At 64.0% G+C, this 17,476-nt stretch carries 17 protein-coding genes; 14 read left to right on the top strand and 3 right to left on the bottom strand.

Features of this window, described 5'->3' with window-relative positions:
* Window positions 1–13: 13 nt before the first annotated feature.
* Window positions 14–3,004, top strand: a complete 2,991-nt coding sequence (mobF, locus tag ACSQ89_RS17085; RefSeq protein WP_436292812.1) for a MobF family relaxase — start codon at window positions 14–16, stop codon at window positions 3,002–3,004.
* Window positions 3,005–3,089: 85 nt separating this feature from the next.
* Here mobF and ACSQ89_RS17080 read toward each other — a convergent pair whose 3' ends face one another.
* Window positions 3,090–3,947 (bottom strand): helix-turn-helix domain-containing protein, encoded by an 858-nt coding sequence (locus ACSQ89_RS17080; protein WP_436292813.1) that lies wholly within the window; start codon window positions 3,945–3,947, stop codon window positions 3,090–3,092.
* A 238-nt stretch (window positions 3,948–4,185) separates the two neighbouring features.
* On the opposite strand from ACSQ89_RS17080, the gene ACSQ89_RS17075 reads away from it, so the two are divergent.
* From ACSQ89_RS17075 to ACSQ89_RS17015, 13 genes are read left to right on the top strand one after another with little or no spacing between them, the layout of a single operon-like run.
* On the top strand, window positions 4,186–4,815 hold the full coding sequence (locus ACSQ89_RS17075) for a lytic transglycosylase domain-containing protein (protein ID WP_436292814.1): 630 nt from the start codon (window positions 4,186–4,188) through the stop codon (window positions 4,813–4,815).
* A gap of 50 nt (window positions 4,816–4,865) precedes the next feature.
* Window positions 4,866–5,240 (top strand): hypothetical protein, encoded by a 375-nt coding sequence (locus ACSQ89_RS17070; RefSeq protein WP_436292815.1) that lies wholly within the window; start codon window positions 4,866–4,868, stop codon window positions 5,238–5,240.
* Between the two features lie 8 nt (window positions 5,241–5,248).
* Complete coding sequence (locus tag ACSQ89_RS17065; RefSeq protein ID WP_436296299.1) at window positions 5,249–5,581, top strand: hypothetical protein; 333 nt, start codon at window positions 5,249–5,251, stop codon at window positions 5,579–5,581.
* On the top strand, window positions 5,581–8,100 hold the full coding sequence (locus tag ACSQ89_RS17060) for a conjugal transfer protein TrbE (protein ID WP_436292817.1): 2,520 nt from the start codon (window positions 5,581–5,583) through the stop codon (window positions 8,098–8,100). The genes ACSQ89_RS17065 and ACSQ89_RS17060 overlap by 1 nt, the downstream gene beginning before the upstream one ends.
* Window positions 8,100–8,822 carry a P-type DNA transfer protein VirB5 gene (gene virB5, locus ACSQ89_RS17055; RefSeq protein WP_436292818.1) on the top strand — a complete coding sequence of 241 codons (723 nt, stop codon included), beginning with the start codon at window positions 8,100–8,102 and terminating at the stop codon, window positions 8,820–8,822. The genes ACSQ89_RS17060 and virB5 overlap by 1 nt, the downstream gene beginning before the upstream one ends.
* Window positions 8,823–8,826: 4 nt before the next feature.
* The gene (locus tag ACSQ89_RS17050) at window positions 8,827–9,090 is read left to right on the top strand and encodes a hypothetical protein (protein WP_436292819.1); all 264 of its coding nucleotides are present in this window, start codon (window positions 8,827–8,829) and stop codon (window positions 9,088–9,090) included.
* A 13-nt stretch (window positions 9,091–9,103) separates the two neighbouring features.
* Window positions 9,104–10,057 (top strand): type IV secretion system protein, encoded by a 954-nt coding sequence (locus ACSQ89_RS17045; protein WP_436292820.1) that lies wholly within the window; start codon window positions 9,104–9,106, stop codon window positions 10,055–10,057.
* 10 nt (window positions 10,058–10,067) lie between these two features.
* Window positions 10,068–10,205, top strand: coding sequence for a hypothetical protein (locus ACSQ89_RS17040; RefSeq protein ID WP_436292821.1), 138 nt, complete (start codon window positions 10,068–10,070; stop codon window positions 10,203–10,205).
* A complete protein-coding gene (locus tag ACSQ89_RS17035; RefSeq protein ID WP_436292822.1) occupies window positions 10,202–11,008 on the top strand; it encodes a virB8 family protein in 807 nt (268 codons plus the stop codon). Before ACSQ89_RS17040 ends, ACSQ89_RS17035 begins: the two co-directional genes overlap by 4 nt.
* Complete coding sequence (locus tag ACSQ89_RS17030) at window positions 11,005–11,823, top strand: TrbG/VirB9 family P-type conjugative transfer protein (protein WP_436292823.1); 819 nt, start codon at window positions 11,005–11,007, stop codon at window positions 11,821–11,823. The genes ACSQ89_RS17035 and ACSQ89_RS17030 overlap by 4 nt, the downstream gene beginning before the upstream one ends.
* Window positions 11,824–11,825: 2 nt before the next feature.
* Window positions 11,826–13,061 carry a TrbI/VirB10 family protein gene (locus ACSQ89_RS17025; RefSeq protein ID WP_436292824.1) on the top strand — a complete coding sequence of 412 codons (1,236 nt, stop codon included), beginning with the start codon at window positions 11,826–11,828 and terminating at the stop codon, window positions 13,059–13,061.
* An 11-nt stretch (window positions 13,062–13,072) separates the two neighbouring features.
* A complete protein-coding gene (gene virB11, locus ACSQ89_RS17020; RefSeq protein ID WP_436292825.1) occupies window positions 13,073–14,143 on the top strand; it encodes a P-type DNA transfer ATPase VirB11 in 1,071 nt (356 codons plus the stop codon).
* A 27-nt stretch (window positions 14,144–14,170) separates the two neighbouring features.
* Window positions 14,171–14,659, top strand: coding sequence for a single-stranded DNA-binding protein (locus ACSQ89_RS17015; RefSeq protein ID WP_436292826.1), 489 nt, complete (start codon window positions 14,171–14,173; stop codon window positions 14,657–14,659).
* A gap of 33 nt (window positions 14,660–14,692) precedes the next feature.
* Here the strand turns inward: ACSQ89_RS17015 and ACSQ89_RS17010 are convergent, their stop codons facing one another.
* Together ACSQ89_RS17010 and ACSQ89_RS17005 are read right to left on the bottom strand one after the other, a co-directional pair.
* Entirely contained in the window at window positions 14,693–14,881 is a 189-nt protein-coding gene (locus ACSQ89_RS17010; protein ID WP_436296298.1) for a hypothetical protein, read from the bottom strand.
* A 934-nt stretch (window positions 14,882–15,815) separates the two neighbouring features.
* Window positions 15,816–17,441 carry a carboxylesterase/lipase family protein gene (locus tag ACSQ89_RS17005; protein WP_436292827.1) on the bottom strand — a complete coding sequence of 542 codons (1,626 nt, stop codon included), beginning with the start codon at window positions 17,439–17,441 and terminating at the stop codon, window positions 15,816–15,818.
* Window positions 17,442–17,476: the final 35 nt, after the last annotated feature.

Raw genomic sequence — 17,476 nt, 5'->3', positions numbered from 1 at the left:
GGAGCGCCGGCGGATGCTGTCCTTCAAGTTCGTGACCAGCGCCTCCGGCGCAGCCCACTACTTCGAAACCTCCGACGACTACTGCGGCAAGGAGGGCCATCGCGGCGACTGGATCGGTCAGGGGGTGATCGATCTCGGGCTGGACGGCATCCACGCCGTCGATCGCGAGACCTTCCAGAACCTGCTCGACGGCCAGTTGCCCAACGGGAAGCGCGTCCGACTCAGCCAGACCAGGGGCAGCAAGGACCGCAAGGGCATCGACTTCACCTTCAGTGCGCCCAAATCGGTCAGCATCCAGGCGCTCGTGAAGGGTGACCCGCGGATCATCGACGCGCACGACGCGGCCGTGAAAAAGAGTCTCGACCTGCTGCAGGAGTTCGCTGCCACCCGCAAAAAGCAAGCCGGCCTGTCGTTTCGGGAGCGCACCGGCAAGCTCGTGACGGCGACGTTCCGCCATGAGCTGTCGCGCGCGCAGGATCCGCAACTGCACACGCATGCCATCGTCATGAACCTGACACGCCGTTCGGATGGCGAATGGCGGGCCCTCTCGAACGAGGACATGCTCAGGAACGTGAAGGTGGTGGGCGCCTTCTACCGCGCGACGCTGGCGGCCGAGCTGAGGGCGCTGGGTTTCGAGTTGCGCGAGACCCGAAAGGGCGGCTGGGAGCTGGCGCACATTTCCGATCCGGCTATCCGGCTTTTCAGTCAGCGTAGCCAGGAGATCGAGCGGCTGCTCGCGGCACGCGGTCAGGATCGGGAAAGCGCCACCACCGCCCAGAAACAGATCATCACGCTGGCCACGCGCCGCAAGAAGACCGAGAGCGACCGTGCCTGGCTGCGCGCGCACTGGCTGCAGACCGCACGCGAGGCCGGCATCGAGCTGGATGTCCAGAGTGGGCTCGGGCAGACGATCCAGCGAACAGTCGGCAAGCTGGGCGACGCCATCGTCGAGAAGCTGACCGGCAAGGGGGGCAGCGCGACAGCAGCCAATGACGCGATCGACTTCGCGATCGCGCACCTGGCGGAGCGGCAGGGTATCTTCACCCGGGGCGAACTGCTCGAGGTGGCCTATGGCCGCGCTGCAACGCGCACCAGCACCACTGCGGTCGAAGCGGCGCTGAACTCGGCGAAATCGGATGGCCGTCTGCTGTCCGAGCTGCCGCTGTACCAGACGGCCCGCTCGCTGAACATCAGCGCCTCGGAGCTGCTGAGGGATCCTCGCGCGGGCCGCTTCAAGGGACATGACGACTCGGAGAAGCTGACCCGCTCTTCATGGATCGCCCTGACGATGGCGGCGCGCGGCCAGGCCCAGCAGCAGGCGCAGGCCAGCGTCGACGCGGCCATCCGGCGCGGTGCGCTCGTCTCGGCCGAGCCGCGCTTCACGACGCCCGAAGCCCGCCGCAGCGAGATCCGCATCCTGGCCATCGAGAAAGCCGGGCGCCGCGCCGTGCCCGCCGTGGCATCTGCCGAGGCGGCGGCCGGCATGCTGGCAGCGAGCGACCTGAATGCCGGCCAGCGTGATGCGGTGTCGATGGTGCTGACCGCGCGCGATCGGTTCGTCGGCATCCAGGGCCTGGCAGGGACCGGCAAGAGCCACATGCTGCGCAAGGCCGTCGAAGGGATCAAGGCCGAGACCGGCAAGCTGTCGGGCAAGCTCGGCTACCGGGTGATCGGGCTGGCGCCCTACGCGTCGCAGAACGAGGCGCTGGCTGCGCTGGGTATGGAGTCGCAGACGCTCGCCTCCTTCCTTGCCCGAACCAGCCAGCATCGAGCGCTCGATCGCCATTCGATCGTGCTGCTGGACGAAGCTGGCGTCGTGCCCGCGCACCAGCTCGAAAAGCTCATGGCCATCGTCGAGAAGCACGATGCGCGGCTGATCCTGGCGGGCGATCGCAAGCAGACCCACGCGGTGGAGGCCGGCAAACCTTTCGAGCAGCTGCAGGACGCCGGCATGACGAGGGCCTACCTGACCGAGATCAAGCGCCAGAGGAACGAGGCGATCCGTGCGGCGGTGGTCCACGCGGCGAACAGCGAGGTTCCCGCCGCCGTGTCGGTGCTCCAACATACGGTAGTGGAGGTGAAGCAGGACGCCCGGCGCTACGTGCGCATTGCGCAGGCCTATGTCCAGCTCCTGGCATCCGAGCGACTCGAAACCTTGATCGTCGCCGGCACCAACGAGGCACGCCGGGCGATCAATGCGCTGGTGCGCGAGGGGCTGTCACTTCCGAACGGTGAAAAGGTGGAAGTCTTGAACAACGTCGACATGACGCGCGCCGAACTCAAGTCAGCGCAGAGCTACGAGGCCGGCCAGATCGTCGTGCCGCAGCGCAGCTACGGCGGCGATCTCGTCAAGGGCGAGCAGCTCAGCGTCGTGAGCCACGACATCCGTCGCAACCTGCTCACCGTGGAGCGGGAAGGGGGCCGGCGCTTCGCCTTCAACCCCGGTCGGCAGTCCATGCTGCGCTTGTACGAGAAGGAGAACGTGGATCTGGCGCCGGGCGACTGGGTGCGCGTGAGCGCGAACGACAAGGCCCTGGGCATCTGCAATGGCGAGCGCTACCAGGTGGCGGCCGTCGATGCGACGCATGTGACGCTCAAAGGCGGCCACCTGGGCATCAGGATCGATCGCCGGCGGCCCATGCACCTGCAGCACGGCTACGCCAGCACGATCCACTCGGCGCAGGGGCTCACCAGGAACCGGGTGCTGGTCGACGCCAACACGAAAAGCCTGACCAGCAACCGGGCGGTGTTCTACGTGGCCATCTCGCGGCCGCGCAACGACATCACGCTGTTCACCGACGACGCGTCGACGCTCGCCGGGGCAATGAGCCGGGAGCCGAAGAAGTTCGCGGCACTGGAATTGCGCGATGCGCGCAACGAGGAGATGGTCTTGAAAACCAGGATAGACCGTGCTGCCAGGCTCAAGCTTGCCGCTCAGTTCAGGATGCGCCCGCCGCCTGCAAGGCCGGCAGCGGCGGCGCTCGGGGTCGCTCACCAGAGGTGAGGTGGCCGTACCTGGTCGTCACGCGCGCGTCGGTCGCGGCTCGGACCCTCATGCCCTGCCCGTTCGACCGCGCGACGGAAAAGCCCTATCGGGAATCCGGGGCTCGAGGGGATTCCAGGCCATCGCTCTCGAGCGCCGCAATGATGAACTCGATCTGCGCGGGCTTTTCGAACACCCTGAAGTTGTACTGGCTCGACGCCGCGGCGACCTCCGCCGTGTTGATGCTGCCGTCGCGCAGGCGCCCGCTGAGCAGGGCGATGGCGCCGTGAACAGCCTGCTCGCGGATCTTTGCCACGACCGGCAAGGCATTGCCGCCGCGCACTTTCCAGTCGAGGATGTAGCCGTCGAACGGCGAGCGCTGGATCTCTGCGATCAACGCATTCGCGGCGCTGAAACCCACCGGCTCGTAGCCTTTCTCACGCAGCGCGGCGCAGATCGTCTTGGTGACTTCCTTGTCGTCGTCCAGTACCGCGATGCGGGCAGGCGGGCCGATCATCTGGTCGATTTCGAAGCGGGCGATCTGCCGGGTCCTGGAGGATTTGGGTGCCGAGTCTGCAGAAACGACCTTGTAGGCGCCGGCGCTTTCTACGGCCACAAAGGTGGCGTTGCCGAGCTCATCGCCATCGGCAAACCAGACGCGGCACGGGGCCCGGACCTCTCCCACCTGCAACGTCGCTCTCGTCCCTCCCTTGGCACGTCCGCCGCCGAGCATCTCCGGAAGCGACTCCCCGAACTTTTCCGCGAGGGTCTGCAACTCGTCGATGGTCCAGGCAGCCGTGCTGTGAACGCGGCGGTGCGCAGCAGCGCGCGAGAGATTGAAGAACTCGCCGACGAATGTGGATTGCCTGTGCTTGGGGATGCCGTGGCGGTCGAGCAGGGCGCGAACGGCCTGAGCGGCTTGCGACGGTGGTTCGTCTTCGTCGGGGGGCGGACTGGATGTCATCTACTCTGGCCTTATCCAAATGTAAGTTTGCGTCACGCGCAACTAAAAATCATCTTTTGTATCGTCAGACGATACATAATACGCCACGCCAGACAGCACTGACTAGTTTTCCATCCGTTGACGATCAAAAAATGCTCGCTACGACCATGCAAAGCCACTCCACCGCGACGTTGTGCGATGGTCTACGGCTTGCGCCCTTCCTTGCAAGCGGTACGCGTGGCAATGCAGGAGCGGCGCAATGGTAGCGATCGCTGCGTTGCTCGATCAATGTGCTCCGCAGGTCTCGCCGGTGCTGATGCAGGCGCTCGTGCGTGCTGAGTCGGCCTGGCAGCCCCTGGCGATCGGCATGGACAAGGCGCACGGTTCGGTGAAGCAGCCGGCGACCTTGGAGGAGGCCGTCGCAACGGCCAAGGCCCTGGTTGCCGCTGGCCGCAAGTTCTCGGTCGGACTGGCGCAGATTCACGCGAGCAACGTGTCGCTGTACGGGCTGACCTGGCAGCAGGCCTTCGATCCGTGCCAGAACCTCGCTGTCGGCCAGAAGATCCTCTGGAACTCTTACGACCGTGCCGCGGCCTCCGGCTATTCCGGCATGGCAGCGATATGGGCGGCGCTGCGCGGCTACAACTCCGGCGGCGTGGACCGGGCGATCAGCGATGCGTACTGCAGCCGGATCTTCGCGTACATGAGCAGTGCGCCGCCCTCGGTGCATTTCGGCGCCGGTGCCCTGGCCGCCCGGCCCGCAGTCTCGGCCCCGCGCGCGGCGGGGAACGTCGCTGCGCTGCCGGCGGACGAAACCAAGAGCAAGCAGACCCTTGCCGGCGAGTCGCTCGACATCTTCGAAAAGGCCGGCAGCCGCCCGGGCTTCTGACCCTCTACCTGCGCAGTCAAACACCGACCACTTCACCTCGGGAGGATTCCATGCTTGCCCAGTTCACCCTGCCGCTCCACAGGATTGATCTCGCCAAGGCTCGCCGCGTGGCCGGTTGGGCGCGCATGGCATGCGTTGCGGGCGCGCTCGCAGCAGCTGGCGATCCCGTCATGGCCCAAAGCCTGAAGCAGGCCGGCGTCAACATCTTCAACGCCATCTACGGCGTTGTCGGAGTGATCGGCGCCATCGCCTGCCTGCTCACGCTGCTGAATTGGGTGACCGGCAACTGGCTCGGCCGCGACGATCCGAAGAAGATCTTCTTCCAGGCGCTGCTGGGAACGGCGCTGGCCTTCGGTATCGTGGCGATCATCCAGTTCGTCAAGGACATGGTGGGCGGATCGGCCTCGGGCATCTCGAACCTTTGAGCGCCATGATGGAGGCCGGTCAACGCCACGAGGAGCCGGCGCTCGAGCGCGCCGTGATCTACCGCGGGCCGCAGGCACCGGTGCTGCAGGCCTACGTGCCGCTGCCCGTGTTCGGCGCCGAATGCATGCTCCTGCTGCTGTGCACGCGCCTGTTCGGGTTCTGGACCCTCCTGCTGCTGCCGCTGCATCTGGTCCTGGTTCTCAAGACCAACGACAACCCGTTCTGGGTACGGGACCTGGTGGCGAGCTACCGGCACCGCTGGTTCGCCCTGAACAAGAACAGCCACGGCCGCGGCGTCGTCAGCTTCAGCCCGCACCTGAATCGGAGCGAGGTGCAGTGATGTCTGCCGCGCCCAGCACCAAGGCCGAGCGCAGTGTCGCCAGCTGCCTGCCGTACTCGCAGCAGATCGACGACCACACCGTCATCACCTACGAGGGCGACCTCACGCAGACGATTTCGGTGCAGGGCCTGTCGTTCGAGACCCTCGGCCACAGGGAGCTGGACAACCTCAATCAGCAATGGTTCTCCGCGATCAACAACATCGCGCGCAGCCCGAACGTGGCGCTGTGGACGCATCTGGAGCGCCGGCGCGTGCGCCACGACTTCTCTGACATCCGCTACGACAACAGCCTTTCCGAGGAGTTCGCCCGGCAGTACGCGCGCAAGTTCGAGGGCGAGCAGCACTTCACCAACCAGCTGTTCGTCTCGCCGGTGTATCGCCTTGCCGGCAACCGGGCGGACCGCACCAGCATCCGGTTGTCGAAGCGTTCGAGCGAGGCCATGACCGAGCTGCGATTGCGGGCGCGCGACGAGCTGTCCAAGCTGTCCGCGCAACTGATGGCAAGCCTGAAGCGTTACCATCCGCGGCGGCTCGGGACCTACGACCTCGATGGGCAGCTGTGCTCGCGCACCGCCAGGTTCTATGGCCGGCTGCTGAACAACACCGACCGGAACATCGGGCTCGGGGCGTACGCGTTGAGCCAGAGCCTGCAGGCCGCGGCGCTGAACTTCGGCGCCGAGACGGTGGAGATCGAGGGCGCGGCCGGCTCCCGGTTTGCCGCCATCCTCACGCTGGTGGCCCCGTACCGGGCCGAGCAGCTCGATGCCAAGGTCTTCGAAGGCCTGCTGTCCTCGTCTTTCGAGTTCGTTCTCAGTCAGTCGGTGACGGTGATGGCCTTCGACAAGGCCGATGCCCTGCTCAAGACCCAGTACAACAAGATCAAGTCCACCAGCGACAACGAGGAGCAGCTCAAGGAGGTCGCCGCGGCGCGCACCCAGCTGCAGGCCGGCAAGTTCTCGATGTTCGAGCACGAGCTGATCCTGGTGGTCTATGGCGACTCCATCAAGGAACTCAACCAGAACGTCAACACCGCCGTGACCCTGCTCGACCAGAAGAGCATGAACACCTCGCGCGAGCGCGGTGGGGCGCTGATCTGCACCTACTTCAGCACGCTGCCGGGCAACTTCAATTACGGACGCATCCGGGCGATGCCGATCAGCAGCAAGAACTTCTCCAAGTTCTTCCCGATGCACAACCATCCCAGGGGCAACGCGCAGGGCAGCCAGTGGGGTGCGCCGATTGCGCTGCTGAAGACCGCAGCGGGCGGGCCTTACTTCTTCAACTACCACGTGAGCCGCAACCGGCTGCTGGAGCAGGGCATCCGCCTCGACTATGACGACGAGCTGGCGGCGCGGCGCGGCTCGGAGGAAGACCAGGGCGGGGCGGCCAACGACGCCGCCGGTGACGCGCGAGCCCGGGCGCACCGCAAGGAGCTGGGCAACTACAAGATCATTGGGCGTTCGGGCGGCGGCAAGACGGTGTTGAAACTCGCGCTGCGCCTGCTCGCAAGGAAACAAGAGATGGCGAGCGGCCGGCCACTGAAGATCTTCAGCTTCGACAAGGACTATGGCGAGGAGATCTGCATTCGCGCGATGGGAGGGCGGTACTTCCGGATCACCGGCGGCGAGCCGACGGGCATGAACCCGTTCTCGATGGTGCCGACCCCGGAGAACATCTCCGTGATCCTGAGCATCATGAGCTGGAACGCGCAGTTCGACGGCAAGTACGTCATGACGCACAAGGACGAAGAGGATCTGCTGCGCAGCATCCGGCAGGTCTACGAACTCGAGCCGAAGCATCGCCGCTACGCCCGAGTGCGCGATTCCCTGCCTACCCATCGCGAGAGCAGCCTCTACAACGCGCTGGGTCGCTGGTGCGACGGCGGTGCCTTTTCGTGGGTGCTGGACAACGAGACCGACCGGTTCGATCTGAGCGGCGCCGACACCTTCGGCTTCGACATGACCAACTTCCTCGACATCGAGGAGGCGAGAACGCCGATCCTTCGATACCTGACGCACAAGATCGCGCAGCAGGCGTCCGGCGCGCCGCACATCATCGACATCGCCGAGGCCTGGCGGGCGCTGAAGGATCCGCTGATGCAGAGCTTCATCGAGAACAAGGGCAAGACGATCCGCAAGGAAGACGGCGTGATCGGCCTGGACACCCAGGAGCCCAGCGACATCAGCCGCTCGCCGCTCGGCAGCACGCTGTTGTCGCAGTTCCCGACCCAGCTGCTCCTTCCCAACGGCGAGGCCGAGCAGGCCGACTACATCGACGGCCTGAAGCTCACGCCGCGCGAGTTTCACCTCATCAAGCACACCGAGGAGAACTCGGGCCAGTTCCTGCTCAAGAAGGGCGCCGAGTCGGTGCGGGTCAGGATGGACCTGAGCGGCATGGACGACATGCTCGCCGTCCTTTCGGCGAGCCTGGACAACGTCGAGGTCATGCATTCAGCGATCGCCGAGGTGGGTTCCGAGCCGGCTGCCTGGCTGCCCCTGTTTCTGAGAAGGAGAGTGTGATGAAGCGGTTCATGTGCGCTAGGCGCTTCTTTCTCGGACTCGTGGCGAGCGCTGGCCTGGCCAGCGGCGCCAACGCCCAGATCCCGGTGACGGTCACGAGCGACATCCCGGCCATGATGAACCAGGTCGAGACCATCATGAAGTGGACCGAGCAGCTGCGCTCGATGAGCGACCAGCTCGACCAGATGAAGCAGGTCTACGGGACGCTGCAGGGAATGCGCAACCTGGGCAGCCTCATGAACAACGACCTGCTGACGCAGTACCTTCCACAGGACTACGTTGGCGCGGTGCGGTCGCTCAAGAACGGCAGCGGGTCGTTCGCCGGCATCTCGGGGTCGCTGAACGACATCATGCGAGCCAACCAGCTGCGATCGTGCGCGGAGCTCAACAGCGACCCCACCATGCGTTCTTCCTGCAACCAGCAGTGGCAGCAACTCGCACTACAGAAGCAGATCGGCGACATGGGTTACCGCAAGGCTGCCGAGAACATCCGCAACCTGCAGACCTTTGTCGGTTCGATCAACGCTTCGACCGACGTGAAGGCGATCAACGAAGTGCAGGCGCGTATCCAGGTGGAAACCGTGCGGATGCAGAACGAGCAGATCAAGCTCTCGACCATCCAGGCGATGGAAGAGGCGGACCGCCGGTTGCAGCAGCAGTCGGCCATCGACAACTTCAATGCCGGCATGTCCCGTGGGGCGGCTGGCGGCATCAGGTTTTGACGCTATGAAAACATCAAACCTCTTTGTCGCTCTGGGTGTGCTTGTGGCATCCCTCGCCGGATGCGGCAAGAAAGAAGAAATAAGCCAGTTGCCAAGGTTCGACGCCAAAGCCATCGCGGCAGAGACAGACAAGGGCAACCTCGCTCCGCTAACGGAGCTGAACAAGGCCTGCACCGAAGAGGTTGAAAAGAACAGCAAGCGGATGGCGGTTTGCAAGGTGCAAGACGAGGTCGGAAAGCTCACTAAGCCACTCACCGTCAGGTTCTGATGCGACGCACGTCATGGCCGACAACATCATCGGTGACATCTATAACAACTTTGAACGGGCGTTGGGATCGTTCTACGAAACGGCCGCTGCGGGCATCTCGGGTTATGTCATTCCCGTCGCTTGGGTGCTTCTGGGCATCTGCATGCTGATCTGGTGCTATCTCGTAATTGAGGGCAAGGTTGCGGTGCCGATCACTGACTGGTTGTTGAAGTTCGTCGGCTTCATGATCGTCCTCTACGCAATGGGAAACGGGTATCTGTCGTGGGTCGCGCGACCCATCTTCAACCTTCCATCTGAACTCACGACCGCGCTGAGCGCAACATCTTCCAGTGCACCCGATTTATTGAGTCAAGTGAACGAGAAAATCGTAGACCTCGTCTCAGCGATGTTCACTGCTGGCACGAACTTAGTGAAAGACTTGGCGATTGGTCCAGCGATCGCCCTGTTCCTGATGGGCGTCCTAGTGATCGTGGCTACGTACCTGCTGCTAGCTGCCGCGATGTTTTCAATCATCTTCTCGAAACTCGGCTTGAGCATGGTGCTCGCTGTCGGGCCATTCTTCTTGCTCGCGCTTATCCTCCCGCAGACGAGGAACTACTTCTACTCGTGGCTGAACACGGCTTTGTACTTCGTCTTCTATCACGTGTTTACTGCGCTATTCATCTTCATGTTCATCGGAATCGTCAACAGCTACGTTGGCAAGCTGAATATGACTTTGGGCGGCGTTTCGGGAGGCGGTGGCGTGCTTTCGATGGTTGCGCGGCTGGTGGGAGCAAAAGGAGACGGGCTGAATGTCGCCGCACTGACCATACCCATTCTGCTCATATCGCTTGCCATGTTCTTCATGTTCCTGCAGATCCCGGTCATGTGCGCATCGCTCACAGGCGGAAGTGGTGGCTCGTTCGGTGCAGGACTCACGAACTTGATTCACGGACGGTCGCTGCGGAGCCGCTCGAGCTCCAAGTGAGGCTGCTGACATGAAGCACCTGCTCAAGCTGTTCTTGCTCGCCGTGGTCATCAGCCTCCTCGGTTGCGGCGCGCCCAAGCCGCCCGGCTGGCCGTCTGGCGAGGAGCGACCCATCAACGCGTCGCAGAGCACCAAGGCGGTCAAGTGACCGACAGGCAGACCTACTTCGCACAGGCGCTGGACTGGGATACCCAGCAGCGCCTGGGCCTCGAGCGCCGAGCCTCACGCAATGCCAGGATCGCCTGGGCCTGCGGCATCCTGTGCGCCTTGAGTGTGCTCAGCATCAGCGTCCTGCTTCCACTCAAGCAGTTCGTCCCCGCCATCATCCGCGTCGACAACGCCACCGGTGCCTACGACGTCCAGGCGCCCGGTGAGACAGTGACAGTGGGCCGCGACCGCGATCAGAAGATCGTTCAATCGGATGTCGCTCGCTATGTGCTTGCGCGGGAGGGCTTCACGCGCGGCGAAGCAGAAGCCAACTACAAGACGGCCTACCTGATGTCCTGCGGACCGGTGCGCACCGATTGGGAGAACTACTTCAATCCCGAGATCAACGCCCAGTCGCCGGTCAAGACGATGACGCCGACCGATGCCGAGCGCGCAGAGATTCAGAGCATCACGTTCCTGCCGACCGACCAGGACGATCTGCGCGTGGCGCAGGTGCGCTTCGACAAAACCGTGACGCGCGGCGTCGCCCCGCCTGTGCGCACGCGCTACATCTCGACCCTCACGGTGCGGTACGAGAAGGCCAACATACCTTCTCAGATCCGAGACCTGCATGTCAACGCCTTCGGCTTCTGCGCGGTGAACTACCGCCGCGACCAGGAGGGCGTGCCGCAGGTGCTCGGCGCGCCGGCAGCGCCCGGGTCGGTGGGGCCAGCTCCTGTCTCGTCGACATCCAATGCGATCACGCCGGCCAATGTCGGCATGCCGCAGGCCGCAACCAGATGAACCACTCTGCGTGTGCGCTCCTTACGCTGCTGCTGTCGGCCGGATTCGTCCGCGCCGAAGTCGGAACGGTGCCATCCGCAAGCGACGCGCGGATCCAGACCGTGAAGTTCACTGGCGACAACATCATCCGTATCGCCGCCGCCGAAGGGGTGGTCACCACGATCGAGCTCAGCAAGAAGGAGGAGATCAAGGACTTCGCGATGGGTGACCGCGATGCCTGGCATGCGGCCATCAACGGCAACCTGTTCGTGCTCAAGCCCAAGGACGTCAAGGCGGACACCAATCTGACCATCTTCACGAATCGGCGCTCGTACCTGTTCCAGCTCAAGACCACCAGCCGCACGTCGCGCAGCGTCGCGTACTGGGTGCGCCTGCAGTACCCCGAGCAGGACGCCAGCACACCTGAGGCCATCGCGCTGGTGAAACAGGAGGCCGAGCGCAGGCAGATGAATTCGGGCTTCAAGGCGTCCTCGCGTGAAGGAACGCTCAACTACGACTACTGGATCGCGGGGCCGCAGGAGCTGCAGCCCCTGTCCATGCACGACAACGGCCGACAGACCTTCATGCTGTTTTCTGCTGCCAACCCGCTGCCCGCGGCGTTCGTCATCGAACCCGACGGGACCGAGAGCCTGGTCGACTACCACGTCGAGGAGGACACCATGGTGCTGCACCGCGTGGTGCAGCGCGTCATCCTGCGCCGCGGCGCGCTGGTGGCGGGCATCACCAACCGCTCGCCGAGCCTGCCGATCCAGTCATCGCCGACCGGCACCGCCAGCGGCAGGGTCCAGCGCGCAATCCGGGAACCGGGAGGCTAGCGATGTTCGAGCAGAAAAGGGAAGCACCGGTTGCCGAGGAAGAGCGCGAGGGCCTGGTCGAGCGCAAGCGCGCCGTCGCGCCCGGGCAGAAGCTGATCCTGGTGGCGACGTCGACCGTGGCGGCGCTGCTGATCCTCTTCGGGATCGCCAGCAAGAACAACTACTTCGGTCTCTTCGGGGCGCAGGCAGCATCGAAGAATGACACCAAGACCGATGCGCGGCCGCTCGCCGCGCCCGAGGTGAAGGTCCCGCTGGCGCTCGGTTCGGTGGCCGCTCCGCCGACGTACGTGGAATGCCCCGGCGGCCTGCGTCTTCCGGTCGGCCTGAACTGCCCCGAGCTCGAAAAGAAACCCGACACCGGCCAGCCCGCCGCCCAGGGCGGCATGACGGAGGAGGATCGTGTCCGCGAGCGCCGCCGCAAGAGCGCGATCAACCTTGCGGCGCATCAGCCGGTGTCGGCTGCTGCGGCGCAGCTGGGTGCTGTAGTGACGACGGCGTCTGGCCTGCCCGGCGCCTCGACGCCGCAAGGCGGCACGAATGCCCTGGCGAGCGCACTGTCCGCCACGATCACGCCGGGCACCAGCGCGACCATCAACCGCAATCCGTCGATGACCCTGGCCAAGGGCACGCTGCCGGATTGCACCTTGCTGACGGCGATCCTGACCGATCAGCCCGGCTTCCTCAAATGCATTCTGAGCGCCCCGGTGATGTCGATGGACGGCAAGGTGGTACTGATGGAAGCGGGCACGACCATGGAAGGCGAGTACAGCCAGGGGCTGCAGGCTGGCCAGAAGACGATCTTCACCCTCTGGTCGCGCGCCGTGACGCCGAACTTCGTCTCGGTCCAGCTCAATTCGCCCGGTACCGATGCGCTGGGCCGCGCAGGCACCTCCGGCTATGTCGACAACAAGTGGTTCGAGCGCTTTGCCGGGGCGGTGTTCTTTTCGCTGTTCGAGGATGCCAAGCAGAGCTACATCGCCCGGGACGACGCGCGCGCCTCGCGATCAGCGGGCGCTGCCTACGGCGATACGTACAACATCGGCACGCAGGGTTCGTTCTCGCAGCTGAACAACACGGGCAGCACGACCAAGTCGATCGTCGAGGAGATGCTCAAACAGGGCAGCCAGCTGCGGCCGAGCCTGTACAAGAACCAGGGCGAGGTCATCAAGATCTTCGTGGCGCGGGACGTCGACTTCTCGACGGTCTACGAGTTGCGTCCGGCCGCATCGGTGAACTGAGCAGCGCGGTCATGGGCGCATCCGACAAGTACGTTTCGATCCTGGCGCACCTGCGTGCATTCGAAGGCTGGCTGGCCGATCCGAGTGTCAACGAGGTAGCGGTGAACGCGCCGGGAGTCGTGCAGCTTTGGAAGCGCGGCGTGTGGGAGCAGGTTGAGGCGCCCGCGATCAGCTTCGAGTACCTTCAGGCGCTGGGCAACTTCCTGGCGAACATCTCCCAGAAGCCCTTCGACGAGGGCGACCCGATCTTGTCTGCCTACCTGCCAGGTGGCGAGCGCATCGAGATGACGATGCCGCCGACCGCGGCGCGCGGGATGATCTACCTCAACCTGCGCAAGCACACGAGCCAGTCCTTCGAGCTGGGCCAGTTTGTCGAGCAGCGCTACTTCCAGCGCACGCGGCATGTGCACTCGGCATCGCTGTCGGATGACGAGCGTGCGCGACTGCTCGTTCATCTCGAGCCGGCACAGGTCGAGCTATGGGATCTGGCCAGGGCGGGTGACTGGCCGGCATTCTTCGCACGGGCGGTAAGAGAACATCAGAACCTGATCGTCTCTGGTGCCACCGGCAGCGGCAAGACCTCCTTCATCCGTGCCCTCATCGAGTTGATCCCGGCCTGGGAGCGCCTCATCACCGTCGAGGACACGCCGGAGATGCCGCTGCGCAATCATCCGAACTCGCAGGCGCTCTTTTATCGGCGGGATTCGCATGCCGGCGAGCGTGTGGTGGGTGCCACGGCCAAACAGGTGCTGCAGGCCGTGATGCGCAAGACGCCCAACCGCGTGCTGCTCGCCGAACTGCGCGGTGACGAGACCTTCTACTACGTGCAGAACGTTCTCAACTCGGGGCACCCGGGCGGCGTCACGACCGTTCATGCAAACTCGCCACAGGAGGCGTTCGTTCGGATCGCGCTGTTGATCAAGGCGTCCGACGAGGGCCGCAGCCTGGCGCTTCAGGAGATCATGCGGCTGCTGCACACGCTGGTGCATGTCGTCGTGCAGTTGGTGTTCGATCGCGAGCTGGGGCGGCACGTCCCGGCCGTCTACTACGACCCGATGCATGCGCTATCCGTCGTGGGCTAGATGATCCGGCAACAGTAGGAGATGGACATGAATCATGTGCAACTGATCGGACGTCTTGGCCGGGATGCGGAGCGGGCCGGCTCGGCCGAGGATGTCCTTGCGATTCTTAACCTGGCGACCAACGAACGCTGGACGGACAAGGCCGGCCAGGACGTCGAGCACACCGAGTGGCATCGGCTGGTCTGCAAAGGCCGGCTGGCCCAGTGGGCTCTGTCCACGCTGGGAAAGGGAGCCGAGGTGTTTGTCGAGGGCCGGTTGCGATCAACACGCTGGACCGGGCGCGATGGCAGCCAACGACGCGGCTTTGAAATTCTGGTGGACGAGTTGAAGGTGATCAGTGGTGCGCCGCGAAGAGATCGCGTGGTACTGGCAGCGAAGGGCTTGTCGTCGATTGAGAAGCTGCTCAGGGATCGCGCCAGCGGCAGGAGGCGCGATGTGTCCCTCGCCGACTTGTCGGGGATGCTCGGAAGTGTGCGCGAGTCTCTTGAGCAAGAGGCAGCGGACGCGCGTTTGTGACCGACACGCTTGGCCTGCCCCAGGCGTCTAAAGTCATACCGAGCGTGGACAGCGCATCATGACCTGGATGGGTATTCCGGCGCATCGTGACCGCCCGTTCCGGGCCATCGTGACCGGGCATTCCGGTCGAACGCGCAGGTACATGCCGCCGCCGTCGGCGTAACGCTCGCCGATCGCGGCACCCTTGTGCTTCACCTGCCTCATGAACGTGTCTGTCAGCATCGCCGCTCCTGGGCTTGTCGGTACGGCGTGTCGGTACCTGATGTCGGGACCAGCGCAGGTACCTGCAAAAGTACCGACAAAGTACCGACATGGCATGCTATGCCGCGGATTGGCTTGAGGCAAAGAAAACCCGCTTTCCCTCGAAGAGATGCGGGTTCGGAGACTGATGTGAATTTCGAGAACGTTTGGCGCTGATTTCGGCAATGGACGGCGCTGCTTTTCAGGTTCGCCGCTTCGACAGAACCTAATTTCCGGCATGACGTGTCACTGTTTCGCACATTTCCGGCAATTCGTGTCGCGTCTTGGAAGAGGGCGCCTGTCGTTCTTCCCCGATGAGGCACCGTATCGCGGTGCGGGCTGTGCGACGCGACTGGACACCGCTGGATGCTGGGTGTACGGAAAGGCAGACGCCTCCAGGGAATGTCACCCCCCCCAAAGCGGGGATGCGGATTCATTTGTACGAGCACAACATGAAGCTTCCTGGGGTCTGCTGACTCCGCTCCATGTCACAGTGCAAAGTGATCGACTCGCGCAGGGAGAAGCCTACGGGGCCGGCTACACGATCATTTCCGCCATCATCACTTCACGGGACCAGGTCGTTCCGCGTGTCGTAGGGCATCTCCGGGAACAGTCCCGGCACCAGCGTGTGAGGCATGAACATCACGCCCAGCGCGCTGCCGGAGATTTCGCGACCTGATCCTTGCCGATCGTTCTGGTCGCGCCCGACTTGTTCTCGACGACGAACGGCTGTTCGAAAGCCTGCCCCTGGCGATCGGCGAGATTGTGGGTGGGCCATCGGATCCCAAGGGCTGCCCGCGGTGGACGGCACGATGATGCGCACCGGCTTCGCGGGTCAGGCAGGGGTCTCGGCTCGCCCAATCCCTGCGGTTCGTGCGATGACGAGGGAGTCATCTCCGTTCCGCATCGCAGCAGATTAGCGTTCGCCGCGATCGAGCACCCAGGGCATCTTTTCCCACAGTGCGCATTTGTGGAACTCTGCAAAGTGTGCGACAGGCGAGGCTTGGCTCCGGCCGCCCGGCCGCAGCGACATCAACGATCCGTCCGCGATCAATCGGGGCCACGCCGCCTGGCCGGGAACCTCCGGGTTGAAGTTTCTGGCGAAAGCGGCCCAGTAGCGGGTCATCTCCTTCGAAAACTGCCATTGCGCTTCGGTAAACCGTGAGGAGGAGAGCTGCATGTGAGGCGAATCGGCCCACGTGAACGGAGTATCGAGACCATGTGACGCGCGAAACTCATAGCCGGGCGGCGTCGAGGGTGCCGGTGGGTTTGGATCCTCGAACTGGTAATAGAAAGTGGGCGTTTGCCGCGCGAGATGTCTCGCCAGCGCCAGGTTGGTGCAGCCGCCGAGACCGCGCATTCCGCTGTCGGTAATGAAGTCGCCGATGACGTAGGGCAGCGCGTACTGACCCGAGTATTTGTCCGCTGGATACGCTGCCAGCAACGCTGGGGCACGGTCAGCCCCGACGAGCCGGGTTACCCAGGCCGCGTACGCCTGGGCCGTGAAGTTGGCGAAAGCCACGCCGGAACTACGACCTTCTTCGCGCATGCTGCCCATCAATACAGGCACCGCCCTCCATTCGCCTGCTGCCATCGACTCGATCGCAGGCTTGCGGTGGAAGCCTTTGGGATCGATATGTGGATTCCAGGCGCCTCCGGCAGTCACCAACTCGCCGGCGCTCTTGGAGCGCAAGCAGGTCACGACATTCTCCGGGTTCGCGCATCCAAGCTTGGTTGCAAAGGCTGCCGCGCGCGCCTCCGATTGCGCGACCGTGTCAACGTCCCGCAAGCAATCATCGCTGGAAATAATCGCCGCATGAAGAAGCCCAGCAGTACCAGGGTTGACAAGGAGCGCGCAAACGTTGGTTCCTCCCGACGAGGTTCCTCCCAACGTAACCTTGGTGGGATTGCCGCCGAATGCACCGATGTTGCGTTGAACCCATTCCAGCGCTGCTTTGATGTCGAGCAATGCATAGTTTCCCGCCAGGCGATCCTTGGCCTGCTGGGCGAGGGCGGGATGATTCAAGAAACCGAGTGATCCGAGGCGGTGATTGATGGCAACGACCACAACCCGGTTCTCTGCCGCCATGCGAGCGCCGTCGATCTGGACTGCGCCGCCGACCGTATTGGCCCCGCCGTGAACATACACAAGTACCGGGAGCGATGTGCCCGAAGCAGCGCCTGCGGGACGATAGAGGTTGAGATAGAGGCAGTCTTCGTTCTCCGTTCGACCGATGACCGGGGAACCACCCATCTGCGGGCAACTAGGTCCAGCGACCGTCCCGTCTCGTACGCCCTGCCAGGAAGCGGCTCTCTCGGGGGGAGCCCAACGCAGGCTTCCCATTGGCGGCGCCGCGAAAGGCAGTCCGAGGAACACCTCCGCGTCTCCTTTTGCAAGGCCTTTGACGCTGCCGTTCTCGATCGTTGCCGTCGAGCGGCCTGCATCGACTGCGACCCCGGCCTTATACACACAGCCAACCTGTGCAAGGGCCGCGGCGCTCATGGCAATCCAGAAGGCTAGTGAGAATGAACGATGGGTCATGGAAAACTCCTGGTTCGTTCATTAGCGGCCACGCT

Origin of the sequence: Variovorax sp. LjRoot175 (genome assembly GCF_964253805.1) — a bacterium.
Classification (GTDB): domain Bacteria; phylum Pseudomonadota; class Gammaproteobacteria; order Burkholderiales; family Burkholderiaceae_C; genus Variovorax.
This window is presented reverse-complemented; position numbering and strand designations above follow the sequence as displayed.

Coding starts and splice junctions, on each gene's coding strand:
- mobF (WP_436292812.1), top strand. CDS start 14: ATGCTGTCCTTCAAGTTCGTGACCAGCGCCTCCGGCGCAGCCCACTAC.
- ACSQ89_RS17080 (WP_436292813.1), bottom strand. CDS start 3,947: ATGACATCCAGTCCGCCCCCCGACGAAGACGAACCACCGTCGCAAGCC.
- ACSQ89_RS17075 (WP_436292814.1), top strand. CDS start 4,186: ATGGTAGCGATCGCTGCGTTGCTCGATCAATGTGCTCCGCAGGTCTCG.
- ACSQ89_RS17070 (WP_436292815.1), top strand. CDS start 4,866: ATGCTTGCCCAGTTCACCCTGCCGCTCCACAGGATTGATCTCGCCAAG.
- ACSQ89_RS17065 (WP_436296299.1), top strand. CDS start 5,249: ATGGAGGCCGGTCAACGCCACGAGGAGCCGGCGCTCGAGCGCGCCGTG.
- ACSQ89_RS17060 (WP_436292817.1), top strand. CDS start 5,581: ATGTCTGCCGCGCCCAGCACCAAGGCCGAGCGCAGTGTCGCCAGCTGC.
- virB5 (WP_436292818.1), top strand. CDS start 8,100: ATGAAGCGGTTCATGTGCGCTAGGCGCTTCTTTCTCGGACTCGTGGCG.
- ACSQ89_RS17050 (WP_436292819.1), top strand. CDS start 8,827: ATGAAAACATCAAACCTCTTTGTCGCTCTGGGTGTGCTTGTGGCATCC.
- ACSQ89_RS17045 (WP_436292820.1), top strand. CDS start 9,104: ATGGCCGACAACATCATCGGTGACATCTATAACAACTTTGAACGGGCG.
- ACSQ89_RS17040 (WP_436292821.1), top strand. CDS start 10,068: ATGAAGCACCTGCTCAAGCTGTTCTTGCTCGCCGTGGTCATCAGCCTC.
- ACSQ89_RS17030 (WP_436292823.1), top strand. CDS start 11,005: ATGAACCACTCTGCGTGTGCGCTCCTTACGCTGCTGCTGTCGGCCGGA.
- ACSQ89_RS17025 (WP_436292824.1), top strand. CDS start 11,826: ATGTTCGAGCAGAAAAGGGAAGCACCGGTTGCCGAGGAAGAGCGCGAG.
- virB11 (WP_436292825.1), top strand. CDS start 13,073: ATGGGCGCATCCGACAAGTACGTTTCGATCCTGGCGCACCTGCGTGCA.
- ACSQ89_RS17015 (WP_436292826.1), top strand. CDS start 14,171: ATGAATCATGTGCAACTGATCGGACGTCTTGGCCGGGATGCGGAGCGG.
- ACSQ89_RS17010 (WP_436296298.1), bottom strand. CDS start 14,881: ATGCTGACAGACACGTTCATGAGGCAGGTGAAGCACAAGGGTGCCGCG.
- ACSQ89_RS17005 (WP_436292827.1), bottom strand. CDS start 17,441: ATGACCCATCGTTCATTCTCACTAGCCTTCTGGATTGCCATGAGCGCC.